The organism is Pseudidiomarina sp., from assembly GCF_033722695.1.
GTDB lineage: Bacteria > Pseudomonadota > Gammaproteobacteria > Enterobacterales > Alteromonadaceae > Pseudidiomarina.
The window spans coordinates 43,189-58,451 of the sequence record NZ_JAWVYM010000006.1 but is presented as its reverse complement, the minus strand read 5'-3'; the positions used below and the strand labels follow the sequence as shown (position 1 = coordinate 58,451).

The window sequence follows — 15,263 nt, the reverse complement described above, 5'->3', positions numbered from 1 at the left end:
TAGTTACTGGCGTGCCGGACGAAGCGAATCGATAGCTTTATCCAGTACCCCATTAACAAATCGGTGGCTATCGTCGGCACCAAACGATTTCGCCAGTTCGATTGCTTCGTTAATTGCCACTTTATATGGCACATCAAGCCGCTCGCGCAACTCGAAAGCAGCCAGCCTCAGTACCGCGCGCTCAACCTGATCCAGGTCTTTCAGTGGCCGGTCAAGAAACGGCGACACGGCTTCGTCCAAAGACTTCACCTGACCGGCAACGCCACGGACCAGGATTAAGAAATAATCCACGTCAACTTTACTGGTGTCATTGTCAGTCAGAAACTGGGCTTCGATATCGCTGATGCTGTTATCGCTGAGCTGCCACGAATAGATAGCCTGAACTGCCAGTTTCCTGGCCTTACGGCGTGCTGCTGGTTTCATTAAATTGCCTCTTACAACTGACTCAGTACATTGACCATTTCTAATGCGCTTAAAGCCGCCTCAGAACCTTTATTACCTGCTTTAGTTCCGCTGCGCTCTATAGCCTGTTCAATTGAGTCGGTGGTGATTACGCCATTCGCTACCGGAATATTAAACTCGTGTACGACACGGCTCAGGCCGCTGTTACACTCGCCGGCAACAAAATCAAAATGCGGTGTGCTGCCGCGAATTACCGCGCCCACGGCAATGATGGCGTCATATTTGCCACTGGCGGCAAGCTTTCGGGCTACTAACGGCATCTCGTAAGCGCCTGGTACCCGCACCACAGTAATATCATCGGCGCTAACCTGGCCGTAATGTTTTAAGGTGGTCAGCGCGCCATCCAGCAGGCTATCGACCACAAAATGATTAAAGCGCGATACGACAATCGCAAATTTCTTACCCTGAGCGGCGATCCCGCCTTCAATGACTTTCATGGTGGATTCCTTTTGCTGAAAACGGCGCGATAATAGCACAGATTTCGGGTTCAGGCATTCTCTGGATGTTTTCCTTCAGCGTGGGATACCGCAGCCTTAACCCGGGCCAGTTCGTCGTCAATATCGCCGCTGATAATCATGGGTTCAGCGATATTCACAGTTTTTTTGGAAAAATCAAACGAGACCGGAATAACCGGAACGCCGGTTGCTTTCGCAATATGCAAAAAGCCTTTCTTCCATTCTGCCACTTTACGACGGGTGCCTTCGGGCGCCAACGCCAGAATCAGCTCGTCACGCTGATCAAAGGCTTCAATGGACTGTTCCACCACGCCCTGCGGCTTGCGACGATCGACCGGAATACCGCCCAACCAGCGCATGATGCCGTTAATCGGAAAACGGAACAGCGTATGTTTACCAAAAAAAGAGAGCCGGACCCCAAGTGCCAGCATGACAAAAACACCGACAAAGAAATCCCAGTTCGAGGTGTGGGGGGCAACCGGGATTATCGCCTTACGGGTTGCCGGCAAGGTGCCTTCTATCCGCCAGCCGCCTAATAGCCGCATGCCAACCCGACCGAACCAGCGACTGACTTTGTTACCCCGCTTTGGCAAAGGAGCCCGCAGGCGATCTGGGATCTTCGCGTTAACGTTGCCCGTCATAAAGACTATTACTCAGTCAGCTCCTGCTTGATGCTCTCGAGCTTCAGTTTCACACGGCGCATATTGTCCGGGCCTAACCGCAGCATCTGCTTTTGTGCTGGCGGTAATGACTCCAGTGCCGGATCAGCGTACTTATACATGACGTCTTCATCAGTTAATTCAATAACAGTACCGGCTGAAGGCGTATCCAGTAACAGGTTGATGGCCTCGATCAGCACGTCATCCGGGCTGGCGTCAGGATAGCCAATTTCACCCAGCGCTTCGTCGGCCAGGGGCTTATAGTAGCGGAACAAGCTAACCAGAGAATCGGTATTCAGACTAACAAACCAGTCTACCGTGGCGTTATAGCGATCATAGGACCGGGGATCAATATAGATTTTATTGTTCTGCTCAAGCACCCGGAAGCGACCTTTCGGCGCCGGTACCACAGCATTATCGCGGGCCACGACTCCGTTGCGCAGGTTATCAACAAAAACCACGACATCACGGATCAACTGATCACTTTCAATAGGTACAATATTTTGTTCGGCATCACGAAGATCTTCCAGCACCTCAGCAGTGCTGTTATCGAGCGGCGGTAGATCAGGAGCAGGTTCGGGTATATCTTCAAGTGGCTCTTCTGCTTCAGTGATCAAATCAACCTCTGGCTCAGGCTCGGATGGGGTTTGCGGTTCACTCTCGGTTACCACAACTTCGGCAGGTTCAGGAGTGGGCACAGTCTTCGCGCCTTGCTGCTGCCATAACCAGGCAATAACGGCCACGGCCACGGCAATCGCAATAACGATAACCAAAGTGGTCAGTAATTTTCCCTGACCCGACTTTTGCTCTAGCTCTTCTTCGTGGAGATCTCTCATTTCAATTACTCCTGTCGGCGCAGCGTACTACTGGTCGCGCTCGGCGCGATAAAATACCAGCTCAGTCTCACTCGACTGCTCGGCATTATACCTATAACCCGCTGCTTTAAAGTTCTTTAGCTCAGCTACAGACTGAGGCTGCTCGGTCATAATAAAACGTGCCATCATACCGCGAGCTTTCTTGGCCCAAAAACTGATGACTTTAAATTCGCCGTTTTTCTCGTCCTTGAATACCGGAGTGATCACGCGGGCATTCAGGTCAGCGATCTTAACACTGGAAAAGTACTCATTAGACGCAAGGTTTACCAATACATCAGAATCTATTGCGGCTAAATCTTCATTCAGCATGTCGGTAATGATGTTACCCCAAAAGGCATACAGGGTGTTACCGCGCTCCGTATCAAGTTTAGTACCCATTTCAAGCCGGTAGGCCTGCATCAGGTCCAGCGGCCGCAAGACACCATATAGACCCGAGAGTATGCGCAAATGTTCCTGAGCGAAGGCGATTGCGTCATCGCTTAGCTTTTCGGCAGCCAGCCCAGCGTAAACATCACCGTCAAAAGCGTAGATAGCCGGACGGGCATTATCTGGTGTGAACGGGCGTTGCCACTCAGTAAAGCGAGCCGCATTTAGACCCGCCAGCTTGTCGCTGATCTTCATCAAAGAGCCCAACTGTTGCGGACTCAACTGACGGCAGCGTTCAACCAACTGCTCGGCCTGATCGAGTAAACGCGGCTGCGAATGCTCTTTGGTACGCAGATCACTTTCAAAATCCAGATTTTTTGCCGGAGATAATACGACAAGCATTACTTCCTCTCCTTTTCTCCGCTACGTCCAGCTATTCAGCCCATTCAGGGCATCGGTTCGAGATCTTCGCCTTCTTTTTCAACTTCCGGTGGCATCAGATCTTCACGACTGATTCCCAATGCCAGCGCCAGCGAGCTGGCTACATAGACCGACGAGTAAGTACCGATAATTACGCCGAACAGCAATGCTGTCGCAAAGCCATGAATCAGCGCACCACCTAAGAAGAATAGCGCAAGTAGCACTAAAATGGTGGTCAATGAGGTAATTACCGTGCGGCTCATGGTATCCGTCAGGGCACCATCAATGATTTCTTCGGAGCTACCTTTACGGAACTTACGGAAGTTTTCCCGGATCCGATCGCAGACCACGACGGTATCGTTTATCGAGTAACCTATTACCGCCAGCAAAGCTGCCAGTACGGTCAGATCGAACTCCAGCCCGAGAATCGAAAATAATCCAAGGGTAATGATAACGTCGTGCGCCAGAGCACCTACGGCGCCTACTGCCAGCCGCCACTCAAAACGCACTGCGATGTACAGCAGAATACAAACCAGCGCGGTAAGCATTGCCAGACCACCCTGCTCGGTGAGTTCATCGCCTACATTCGGACCAACGAATTCGATCCGCCGCATATCGACGGTACTGCTGCTTTCCGCACGCAACAGCTCAAGGATTTGGTTGCCTATTTCCTGTGCCTTGACGCCTTCCTGGGGTTCCAAGCGGATCAATACATCCTGCTGGGTGCCAAAGTTTTGTACTACAGCACCGCTGAATCCGTTTGCATCAAGAGTATCCCGGATTGCCGGTAAGTCAGCATTCTGAGCATAACCCACCTCAATGATGGTACCGCCGGTGAAATCCAGTCCCCAGTTCAGCTGATTAATACTCAGTGACACTATGGAGGCGATAACTAACAGGCCGCTGAAGATCCAGGTCGGAACCCGCAGCTTCATGAAAGGTATAGTTTTATCTGTTTTAATTAGTTCTCTCATGTGGCCTCCTAAACCGACAACTTATCGATGCGCTTACCACCCCAAACGGCGTTGATAATCGCCCGGGTGCCCACAATGGACGTAAACATCGATGTCAGGATACCGATCATCAGGGTTACTGCGAAGCCTTTCACCGGACCGGTGCCGATGGAGAACAGAATAACCGCAGCAATAAGGGTCGTAATGTTGGCGTCAGCGATAGTCGACAAGGCACTATCATAACCATGATGGATGGCCTGTTGCGGACTTCGCTTCGCTTTTATTTCTTCTCTGATCCGTTCAAATATGAGTACGTTGGCATCAACTGCCATACCCACCGTCAGAACGATACCCGCCATGCCGGGTAAGGTCAGGGTCGCGCCCGGAATCATCGACATGACACCAACAATCAGCACCAGGTTCGTAGCCAGTGCGATGTTTGCCACCATGCCAAATTTCTTGTAGTACATCACCATGAAAGCAAGCACCAACACGAAACCCCAGACAATCGCCTGGATGCCCATGTTGATATTTTCCTGGCCCAGGCTTGGCCCCACTGTGCGTTCTTCGACAATCTGAATCGGTGCGATCAGGGCACCGGCCCGCAATAGCAGCGCGAGGTTTTGTGCTTCTTGCTGACTGCTGATACCGGTAATACGGAAATTACTGCCTAACCGTGCCTGGATAGTCGCAACGTTGATCACTTCAGAATGACGTTCGAAAATGATTTTGCCATCAGCATCACGCTCACCGGTGGCTTTAAACTCGATAAAGAGAGTTGCCATCGGCTCACCGATATTATCGCGGGTGGCGAGTGACATCAGATCGCCGCCCGGACCGTCAAGAGAGATACTGACCTGCGGACGCTGATTCTCGTCAAAGCCCGAGGTGGCGTTAACAATGTGGTCACCGGTCAGGATCACGTCCTGCTCAAGCAACACATTACCGCCGCTACGCGACGGAAATAGCTCAGAACCAAAGGGGACGCGCCCCATTTCTGCATCACGAACGCTGTTTTCGTTGTCCACGAAACGGAATTCGAGGGTTGCTGTAGCACCAAGAATTTCTTTAGCGCGGGCGGTGTCCTGCACGCCCGGTAACTGCACCACAATGCGGTCAGCTCCCTGGCGTTGAACCAGTGGTTCAGCGACGCCCAGCTCATTAACCCGGTTACGCAAAATGGTAATATTCTGAGAAACCGCGTAGTTCTGGGTTTCCTGTAACTTGGCGTCCGTCATACGTAAACGCAACTGACGGGTCTCTGGCTCTTCGATCAGCGTATAACCGTTGTAGCGGTTATCGACGTAATCTTCTGCCGCAGCGTAGTCTTCAGCAGTACGTAACGTAACAACGACTTCGTTGTCACTACGCTCCACGCTGGTATAACGAATCCGCTCTTCGCGCAACTCGGTTCGCACCGTATCGCGCATCTGATTCTGAATTTTGCGGATGGCTTCCTGCATATCGACTTCCATCAGGAAATGCACACCACCGCGCAAATCCAGCCCCAACTTCATCGGCGTCGCCCCAATACTGTCTAACCAGTCAGGGGTTGCCGGCGCCAGGTTAAGCGCCACGACATAGTTGGTTCCTAATTCCCGCAGAATCGCGTCACGGGCGGTCAACTGGTCACTATCATTGGTCAGCCGCACCATGATCTGTTCATCTTGCATAGCAACGGACTTCGGTTCGATCCCCTGCTCGGTAAGAACGTCTTCTACCTTCCCGAGCGTGGTCATGTCGATCGTTGCGTTACGACTGGCAGAAATCTGCACGGCATAGTCTTCGCCATAAAGGTTCGGCAGGGCAAATAGCGCGGCTACCGCTATCACCACGACTACCAGCAGATTTTTCCAGAGCGGAAACTTGTTTAACACATCAAATCCTTATCTCTGCTTACAGAGATTTCATAGTCCCTTTCGGAAGTACCGCTGTTACTGCTGACTTCTGCACTGTTACTTCAACTGCTTCAGCCAAAGCAATGACCATAAAATCTTTATCTTCGCTGATTTTGGTAATGCGACCTACCAAACCGCCATTCATCAGAACTTCGTCACCTTTGCTAACGCTGGCGATCAGTTCTTTATGCTGCTTAACGCGCTTAGCTTGCGGCCGATAGATCATGAAATAAAAAATCAGACCGAACATCAGCAGCATAAAAATCAGTTCCATGCCACCACCGGTTTGTGCTGTGCCATCTTGTGCGTACGCTGTAGAAATTAAAAAGTCCATAATATTCCCCTACAAGTTATTAGTGTTTAATTAGTCTTAGGATGGGGCCAAACTTTAAAGCAAACAAGGCTCCGCCACCAGTTTTTCAGAATTGTGCAGCATTCTAACGAATTTCTGACCAAATAGGGAGAAGCAACTCAGTCCGTTCACGGCTGAGGGCACTAGGCAGGGACAATAAAGCATGCGAAACTGCCGTTATACAAATAACAATAAATAACCATTTGCCATGGAAACACTATTTTACTGGATTGATCATATGGGAGTCGCCGTGTTTGCGATCTCCGGCACCTTACTGGCATTCCGTAAAAATATGGATGGCTTCGGGGTGATTGTACTCGCCTCGGTTACAGCTATTGGCGGGGGGACTGTGCGTGATTTGATCCTGGGCCTGCCCGTATTCTGGGCTCATGACCCCACTTATCTTTACAGTATTCTGGTCGCAGCAATAGCCACTATCATCTGGCTGCGCTTTCGCGATTACATTCACCAGAAATTATTGCAGTCGGCCGACGCGCTTGGCGTCGCGTTCTTCACCTTGATGGGCGCTTCTAAAGCAATGGAGGCCGGGTTCTCACCGGTTATCTGCGTGGTGATGGGCACTATAACTGCCTGCTTTGGCGGGATGCTGCGCGATGTGCTGGCGCGCGATATTCCTATGGTACTCAAGAGCGAGCTCTATGCCACGACCTGTATTATTGGTGCGAGCATCTTTGTTATCCTGGAACCGTATACGCCGGTCGTAGCTGTTATCGCCGGCGGCTTTAGCACGCTGCTGCTGCGGTTCGGAGCCATTCGCTGGCAGTGGTCCTTAACGGTATTTCAGCCCCATGGCGATCAGCACCGGTAACTTATGCTAAGTACATCGCTTACCGTCTTTATTGCCATCAGCTATATCGCCGTGCTCTATAGCATCGCGTACCGCGGCGAGCGCAAACCACCCAATCAAATCAAGCCCTATCGCTACGCCCTGGCACAAGGCATACATTGCACCACCTGGGCTTTCTACGGTACCGTCACGCAGTCGGCTTACTATGGTTGGTCCATGGCACCCACCTATGTCGGCGCTATGCTGGTGTTTTTGTTTGCCCACCGCATTCAGATGCGGTTGCTACACGCCTGTAAACAACAGAATCTGACCTCTATCGCCGACGTCATCAGTAGCCGTTATGGCAAAACCTCATCACTTTCGATAACGGTCGCGCTCATTGCCTTAATCGGCATCATTCCTTACATCGCGCTGCAGTTGCGGGCGGTCACGGGCAGCTTTGCAACAGCTACCGGCTTGGTTGATCGGCCCCTGCCCTGGTTTGGCGACGTTGCAGCATTAGTGGCTCTGGCAATGATGGGCTTCGCGATTTTATTCGGAACCCGCAGACTGAGCCTGGCCGAGCAACATGCCGGGCTGATGGATGCGGTGGCTTTTGAGTCGGTGGTGAAACTGCTAGCTTTCATGGGGGTTGGCATTTTTGTCAGTTACTCTATGTTTGACGGCGTCAGTGATATTTTCCTGCAGGCGGCGAACCACCTTGACGTACGCCCCGTGCTGGAGGGCAAACCCAGCGGTGCCTATATTTACGTGACCCATATTCTACTCGGCGCCATCTCTATGTTTTGTCTGCCGCGCCAGTTCCATGTTTTATATATCGAAAATACCGATCCAGAAGAACTGCGCACGGCACGCTGGGCATTCCCACTTTATCTGTTCGCCATTAACCTGTTCATTTTGCCGATCGCACTGGCAGGTCTGCTATTGGTGCCTGACGCCGCCCGCAGTGATACCTTTATGCTCACGCTGTTGCTGCAGGCTGAACAGCCGGTAATGACCATGATTGCCTTTATTGGCGGCCTCGCTTCAGCGACCAGCATGGTTATTATCGCCACCCTGGCACTGAGTATCATGATGTCTAACGATGTGATCATGCCGATGTGGCTGCGCCTGACTGAGCAACGGATGCGTAAGTTCACTTTCACTCCCGGCCGGGTGCTGCTGATTCGCCGTTCAACGATTATTTTAATCATTGTACTGGCTTACGGCTTTCATAAATTAACCGAGGCCAATCTGCCGCTGGTGAATGCCGGCTTGCTGTCATTGGCGCTGCTAGCGCAACTGGCGCCGGCGCTGCTGGGTGGTTTAATCTGGACCCGCGCCAACAAAGCCGGCGCTATTGCCGGTATTAGTGCCGGAACCCTGCTTTGGGCGTACTCCCTGCTGTGGCCGTCTATTCAGGCTTCCAGGAACCTGACCGACACGGCACTTAGTGACGGCGTATTAGTAAGCCTGGCAGCCAATTTATCCCTCTATATTCTGGGTTCATTATTGTTCAAACCCAGCGCCGTCGAAAAACGGCAGCGGCATCAGTTTATCGATCCCATGGGTTCTCACCCAGAGCTGTATCACCACCAGCCCATTAGCTGGGGCCGGCTGCGGCAGGTACTGGCACGATTCTTCGACAGCGTTGAGATGGAACGGATAAGCCGTCGTCTGCAGTTGGATTTAACCACTCCCGCGGGCGACGAACTGGTGCCCGGCCCGGTATTGGCGCGGGTAGAACGGGAACTGTCCGCGGTAATAGGTAGCGCTGCCAGCCGCATTCTGCTGGAGGCTATAACCCAGCAACCGGGGGTACCCATAGCCCAGGTCGTAACCTGGGCAACGCAGGCCTCGCAGCTGTATAAGTTTAACCGTGAACTACTACAGGCCTCGGTAGAGAATATCCCGCAGGGCATCAGTGTTATTGATCAGGATCTGCGCCTGGTAGCCTGGAACAGCCGCTACATCGAACTCTTTGATTATCCGGCAGGGTTTCTGCAGGCCGGGATGCCGGTAGTGGAACTGCTGCGCTATAACGCTAAACGCGGTTTACTTGGTGATCGCGAAGACGCTGAACTGGCTGACGAAATTGCCAAACGGCTGAATTACCTGCGGGCCGGCAGTGCCTACCGGTATCAGCGCCAGCAAGGCGATCTGGTTATTGAGCTGCAGGGCGCACCGATGCCCGACGGCGGCTTCGTAACCACCTATACGGACATTACCGAACTGGTGGCAGCACAACGCGAGCTCGAAAATATTAATGCGCAGCTGGAACAACGCGTGGCAGACCGCACCCAACAGTTGCTTGAGGCCAAGCATGCCGAAGAGCGGGCTCACCAGAGTAAGACGCGCTTTTTCGCCGCTGTCGGTCATGACCTGATGCAACCCTTTAATGCTGCAACGCTCTTTTGCGACATGCTAAGGCAGCGACTTGATGGTGAGCAGGGGTTATTGGTCAGACAAATCCAGCAATCGCTGCAGAATGCTGAAGAGTTGCTTACCATGCTGATGGACATGACCCGGCTCGAAGCGGGTAATTTACCAGTAAACCGGCAGACCGTATTACTGCATGATATTATCCAGCCGCTACTGGAGAACCAGCGTATTATCGCGGCCGAAAAACAGCTGAAAATTCGCTATGTGCCCAATATGGTGATGGTGGATACTGATCGTAAGTTGCTGAGCCGCATCATCCAGAACCTACTTTCCAATGCCGTGCGCTACACCGATCAGGGTAAGATTCTGGTGGGTGGCCGCCGCCGCGGTAATACTCTGGAACTGCATATCATTGATACCGGTCGGGGTATTCCGAGTGACCAGCGGAATAATATTTTCCGCGAATTTCACCAACTGGCGCAAAGTGGTGATAACCCGGGCCTGGGGCTGGGGCTGGCTATTGTGGATCGCATGTGCCGGTTGCTGAATATTCCGCTCGATCTGCACTCAAAAGTCGGTCGTGGTACACGCTTTACCCTGGTCCTGCCGGTGGCCGCCTGGCGAAAGGTTCCCCCAACCCGGTCGTTGTCCCAGCCGGAGCGCAATGAAAAGTTCCTGAATGGCCGCAGTATCTGGGTGGTCGATAATGACCTCAGGATCCTCACCGCTATGCAACAGCTATTAACTGGCTGGGGCGCACAGGTGCAAACCTTTGCTAACCGCGAGCAACTTCCTCAGGCTACCGGAGACGCCCCTGATCTGGTTATTCTGGATTACCACCTGGATCACGGCGATACGGGCATAGCAATACTGCGGCTACTACGTGAAGTCTATGGAGCAGATTTACCGGCAATTCTGAATTCGGCCGACCCCGATGAACATCTGCGTGAACAAGCCATAGCACAGCAAGCCGCCTTTATTCCTAAACCGTTAAAAACAGCAGCGCTCAAACGCCTACTCAAACGCCTGATCCGCTGAATCCGGCGCACTGAGCATCTGCTTAAAGAGAATGCCAGCCTGGGTACGGTTCAGTACATCAAGTTTGCGCAAAATAGCTGAAACGTGCTGCTTAATGGTGGTTTCCTGCACATTCAGCTCATATGCGATTTGCTTGTTCAGCAAGCCATCTGCTAAACATTCGAGTACTCTGAATTGTTGCGGAGTAAGTTGTTCAAGGCGACGCGCAAAGTCGAGCGTTTCCGGCGCGGGAGCCTGATTAACGGCGTCAATAAGGTGTTCCGGCAGCCAGGTATCGCCAGCCAGCACAGTATGCACCGCACCCTGTAGTTCAGCCAGCGGCATTGATTTGGGAATATAGGCGCTGGCGCCATAAGCCATAGCCTGGCGAATAACGGACAGCTGTTCATTGGCAGAAACAATGACCACCAGAATATCGGGGTAACGGCTGCGCAAGGAAGTCAGTCCGGTCAGCCCGCGATTGCCGGGCATGGATAAATCCAGTAATACCAGTTCAATTTGCGGTTCGTGTTTGAGAATCTCGAGCAGCTGTTCAAAGCTGGCTGCTTCTTTGATGTCCGTTGAAAGGGTTTCGGTAAGCGCCTGTTTCAGGGCTGCCCGAAATAACGGATGATCGTCAGCTATAATTGCACGCGCCATAGAGGTGTCGGTTTGATTTGGAAACAGAGGTTCCATGCTAACGCGTCCATCGGTAAAAGTCAGTGCCCGCCGGAAGTTATCCTCCGGCGGGCACCGGGCAGGGTCTTAGAAACGATACCCCACAGTCAGGGAGATAGTACGTGGGTCGCCGTAGTAAGCGGTCAAGGTGGTATCACCACCTAAGCCAGGCTGATACAAACTGGTATCATTCAGGTTGCTTGGATCAGGCGTAACGAACTGGTAGCCACCGACCATATATTGCTCATCAGTCAGGTTCTTACCATGCAAGCCAACTGTCCAGCGACCGTCATCGCTATACCAGTTGACACCCAGGTTCAGGATGCCATAAGCGTCTTGCTTCAGCAGGTTCAGCTCTTCGAACAGGTCATACTTACCGCGGTAGTAGTAGTTACCCACGACGGCCATATCACCGATTGCTGAGTCAATGTTGTAAGTGAAGCCAAGATTTGCAGTAACCTCAGGCGTGTTCGAGATGGTGAACAGTTCTGATTTATCGAAAGTAGCACCAGTATTCGGATCGGTATCCAGTACTTCTTCGAACTCTGCATCGATGTAGCCCAGGCTGAAATCTACATTAAGCGCATCAGTGACCACATAAGTGGTTTCGATTTCGATACCTGTGGCGCTTGATTTCCCGATGTTACCCAAACGTTGGTTCAGATCAGTCGCCGTTTCACCCGGTAATACCGAAATGTACTGACGGTCTTCGTGATCCAGCATAAACAGGGTTACGTTGGCGCGCAGACGGTCATTCCAGTCGCTCTTCATACCAATTTCGAATGAATCAACGATTTCCGGATCAGCTGCTGGTTCGTTCGTAGTCGCCCGCGGGTTGAAGGTACCGGACTTGAAGCCCTGACCATAGCTGGCGTAGAACATAACGTCACGATTGTACTGATATTCAACACCAACGCGTGGGGTAAAGCGCGACCAGTCAGCAGATTTTGGCGCGTCGAGTACGCCGTCACCATCAGTATCCGAGCCCAGTACGATTGGAGTAGCCGCAGCAATTGCCGCTTCGTCACGGGTAAAGCCGTCGATCCAGCCGTCCAGCGGATAAACCGGAGCAAATAACAGACCGTTACGAACGATCGCTGACTTCTCATCTTTAGTATGGCGAGCGCCCAGAGTCAGTGACCACTGATCGTTCAGATCAATTGATCCCTGTGCATATACAGACAAGCTTTCACCGTAGCTACAGCCACTGACTTCGCGGGTCAATCCCGGCAAGCCAAATGCGGCCTGACCAAGCACAGTCAGAATCGCATCAAAACGGCCACACGAATCGCTCTCATCATAATAAACCCCCGCAACAACCTTATACGAAGAAGCATGATGCGTTATCTGCAGCTCATGAGATGATTGCTCATCATCGTAGAAAGCCGGCACGTCAAAGATTGGCAGCGGCGTGCTGTCAAAGTCGATGTTGGTTGGTGAATAGCTCTCGCGGGCAGCACCGATGTATTTCAGTGAGGTATCCGCTGAGATTTCCCAATTTGCGGTTAAGCTAAGATTCTCCAGCTCAACCTTGTTCCAGGTTGGCATAGAAGAATATGAGTCATAGACACTGTCAGGGATTTGAATTGGTGCTAACAGACTTGGCAGTAAGCGATAACCACCTTTGGAATTTGAATCATCCTCGGTTTTATCCCAGGCTAACCGGAAGAACAAATCGTCCGTTGGGTGAAACTCAAGAGTTGCCCGCATGGCGGTCAGATCTTTGTTGTAGTTCTCTTTATCCTGATTTGGATAGCTCACTTCCAGAAATTCGCCGTAACCGTCACGGTTCAAATCAGCGATACCAACACCCAGGTATAACGTGTTGTCAATTAATGGCATCTGCCCCGTGATTTTTATATCGCGCTGGTTGTAGCTGCCTACAGTACCGCGAATATTAAACTCAGCATCGCCGGTCATTTCTTTGGTAACGTACTTAATCGCACCGCCGGTGGTGTTTTTACCGTACAGCGTGCCCTGTGGACCACGTAGTACCTCGATCCGTTGGACGTTAAGGATATCCAGTACGGCACCTTGGGGACGGGCGACAAATACGTCATCGATATAGATACCGACGCCCGGCTCATAGCCCCAGAGTGGATCCTGCTGGCCCACACCACGGATAAAGGCGGTTAAGGTTGAGTTGGTACCCCGGCTGTTCTGTAAGGTAGTATTGGGAGAGAACTGCTGGACTTCGGTTAACACGGTGATGCCGTTGTTTTCCAGTTCCATTTCTCCGACCGAGGTGACCGCTACCGGCACTTCCTGAATGCTTTCAGTGGTGCGGCGTGCAGTTACTTCGATTCGCTCCAGACCCTGATATTCATCAGTGGTGGCGGTGTCCTGGTCCTGCGCCAATGCTGGCATGGCAACCACCGAAGCGATTGCAGCAGCAACTAACGAATGACGAAATTTGGGTTGACTCATGGTGTCCTTCTCCCGGTTCCTGATTATTGTTGTTTAAAAAGCGTTTTTTGGTGTATCAGCACACACTCTTGTTGTCATGGCACAGTTACCCTAACCTAAAGCCACAACTTTGTATTCTGTACGTTAGTACTATGTAAAAAGAGGTCGGTCTGCCGCATGATGTGGTCCATCATCAGCGCAGTATCACCAGGTCAGGTCATGGCATACCTGAAACCTAATACTCAATGAGGTAATGCATGTTAAGCATGATTGGATTGATCGGTGGACTGGCGCTGCTCATCATTCTCACCCTGCGTGGAATGAATTTATTTATCACCGCGCCGCTGTGTGCGGTAGTGGTAGCCCTTACCAGTAATGTGCCATTGTTCCAGGGTGATGTGAACTTTGTCAGTGCTTATATGAATGGCTTCGCCAGCTTTGTCGCAGCCTGGTTCTTTATGTTCCTGCTCGGCTCCATGTTCGGTAAGTTCATGGAAGATACCGGCGCTGCAGATAGTGTCGCCAAATGGATCATTGGCAAGCTGGGCCGTCAACAAGCCGTATTGGCCGTAGTGATGGCCTGCGCCATTTTAACTTACGGCGGCGTCAGTGTATTCGTCGTTGCTTTCTCGGTATTCCCGATGGCGCTGGCTTTATTTAAAGACGCCAACCTGCCGCGCCGCTTTATACCGGCTGCGCTGGCGTTCGGTTCAGTAACCTTTACCATGACCTCGGCCGGTTCGCCGGAGATCCAGAACTGGATTCCGATTCAACACCTCGGAACCTCGCCGTACGCGGCCTGGGAAGTCAGCCTGTTTGTGGCGATTCTGATGGCGCTGTTCGGTTACTGGTGGCTGAAAAAATTAATTACTAAGGCAGTCAACAACGGCGAGCATTTTGAAGCGCGCGAAGGCGACCCGGTATTAGTCGAGCGCAAATTGCCGTCGCCATTTAGCGGCCTTATTCCGCTGGCTACGGTACTGACCCTCAGCTTCATGTTCCATGATGATCTCAAACAGAATGCACTGATTATCGCGCTGCTGGGCGGGGTAATAGCCATCGCTATTATCAATCACAAGTATTTCCAGAATATCTCGCGGGCAATTTCCGAAGCCTCTACCGGCGCTCTGATAGCGATTGGTAATACGGCGGCAGTGGTCGGCTTTGGCAGCATCGCTAAAGTTACGCCCGCATTTACTGACGCAGTCGCGTTTATGACCAGCCTGCCCGGTAATGAGCTCGTCAGCGCCGCAGTTGCGGTAAGCGTGATCGCTGGTTTAACGGGTTCGGCATCAGGCGGCCAGGCTATCGCCCTGCCGATTCTGGGCCCGCATTACATTGATGCTGGCGTGAATCCGAATGAGTTACACCGTATCGTAGCGATCTCTTCGGGCGCGTTGGACTCGTTACCACATAATGGCTATGTGGTGACCACAATTCGGGCGATCTGTAATGAAACACATAAAGCTGCCTACTGGCCGGTGGCAGCAGTCACCGTGGCTGTGCCCCTGATGGGCCTGGCCGTAGCTATCGCACTATTCATCTGGTGGTAA

13 protein-coding genes are annotated in these 15,263 nt (G+C 52.0%); 3 read left to right on the top strand and 10 right to left on the bottom strand.

Annotation, left to right across the window (positions count from 1 at the left end):
• Positions 1–3 precede the first annotated feature (3 nt).
• From nusB to yajC, 8 genes are read right to left on the bottom strand one after another with little or no spacing between them, the layout of a single operon-like run.
• Positions 4–423 carry a transcription antitermination factor NusB gene (gene nusB, locus R3196_RS04040; protein WP_318935369.1) on the bottom strand — a complete coding sequence of 140 codons (420 nt, stop codon included), beginning with the start codon at positions 421–423 and terminating at the stop codon, positions 4–6.
• 11 nt (positions 424–434) lie between these two features.
• A complete protein-coding gene (gene ribE, locus R3196_RS04035) occupies positions 435–899 on the bottom strand; it encodes a 6,7-dimethyl-8-ribityllumazine synthase (RefSeq protein WP_034776396.1) in 465 nt (154 codons plus the stop codon).
• A 50-nt stretch (positions 900–949) separates the two neighbouring features.
• Positions 950–1,558 carry a lysophospholipid acyltransferase family protein gene (locus R3196_RS04030; protein ID WP_318935368.1) on the bottom strand — a complete coding sequence of 203 codons (609 nt, stop codon included), beginning with the start codon at positions 1,556–1,558 and terminating at the stop codon, positions 950–952.
• A gap of 8 nt (positions 1,559–1,566) precedes the next feature.
• Positions 1,567–2,412, bottom strand: coding sequence for a DUF3014 domain-containing protein (locus R3196_RS04025; protein ID WP_318935367.1), 846 nt, complete (start codon positions 2,410–2,412; stop codon positions 1,567–1,569).
• Between the two features lie 27 nt (positions 2,413–2,439).
• Complete coding sequence (yaaA, locus tag R3196_RS04020; RefSeq protein WP_318935366.1) at positions 2,440–3,219, bottom strand: peroxide stress protein YaaA; 780 nt, start codon at positions 3,217–3,219, stop codon at positions 2,440–2,442.
• 44 nt (positions 3,220–3,263) lie between these two features.
• Positions 3,264–4,211 (bottom strand): protein translocase subunit SecF, encoded by a 948-nt coding sequence (gene secF / locus R3196_RS04015; RefSeq protein ID WP_318935365.1) that lies wholly within the window; start codon positions 4,209–4,211, stop codon positions 3,264–3,266.
• Between the two features lie 8 nt (positions 4,212–4,219).
• Complete coding sequence (gene secD, locus R3196_RS04010) at positions 4,220–6,067, bottom strand: protein translocase subunit SecD (RefSeq protein ID WP_318935364.1); 1,848 nt, start codon at positions 6,065–6,067, stop codon at positions 4,220–4,222.
• 19 nt (positions 6,068–6,086) lie between these two features.
• Positions 6,087–6,422: a preprotein translocase subunit YajC gene (gene yajC / locus R3196_RS04005; protein WP_318935363.1), complete on the bottom strand. Its 336-nt coding sequence runs from the start codon at positions 6,420–6,422 to the stop codon at positions 6,087–6,089.
• Between the two features lie 226 nt (positions 6,423–6,648).
• On the opposite strand from yajC, the gene R3196_RS04000 reads away from it, so the two are divergent.
• Complete coding sequence (locus R3196_RS04000) at positions 6,649–7,269, top strand: trimeric intracellular cation channel family protein (RefSeq protein ID WP_318935362.1); 621 nt, start codon at positions 6,649–6,651, stop codon at positions 7,267–7,269.
• Between the two features lie 3 nt (positions 7,270–7,272).
• Positions 7,273–10,647 carry a PAS domain-containing hybrid sensor histidine kinase/response regulator gene (locus R3196_RS03995; protein ID WP_318935361.1) on the top strand — a complete coding sequence of 1,125 codons (3,375 nt, stop codon included), beginning with the start codon at positions 7,273–7,275 and terminating at the stop codon, positions 10,645–10,647.
• Here R3196_RS03995 and R3196_RS03990 read toward each other — a convergent pair.
• Entirely contained in the window at positions 10,624–11,286 is a 663-nt protein-coding gene (locus R3196_RS03990) for a response regulator transcription factor (protein ID WP_318935360.1), read from the bottom strand. The genes R3196_RS03995 and R3196_RS03990 overlap by 24 nt on opposite strands.
• Positions 11,287–11,391: 105 nt before the next feature.
• The gene (locus R3196_RS03985) at positions 11,392–13,731 is read right to left on the bottom strand and encodes a TonB-dependent receptor (protein ID WP_318935359.1); all 2,340 of its coding nucleotides are present in this window, start codon (positions 13,729–13,731) and stop codon (positions 11,392–11,394) included.
• A gap of 236 nt (positions 13,732–13,967) precedes the next feature.
• Between R3196_RS03985 and R3196_RS03980 the strand changes: the two genes are divergently transcribed.
• Positions 13,968–15,263, top strand: coding sequence for an SLC13 family permease (locus R3196_RS03980; protein ID WP_318935358.1), 1,296 nt, complete (start codon positions 13,968–13,970; stop codon positions 15,261–15,263).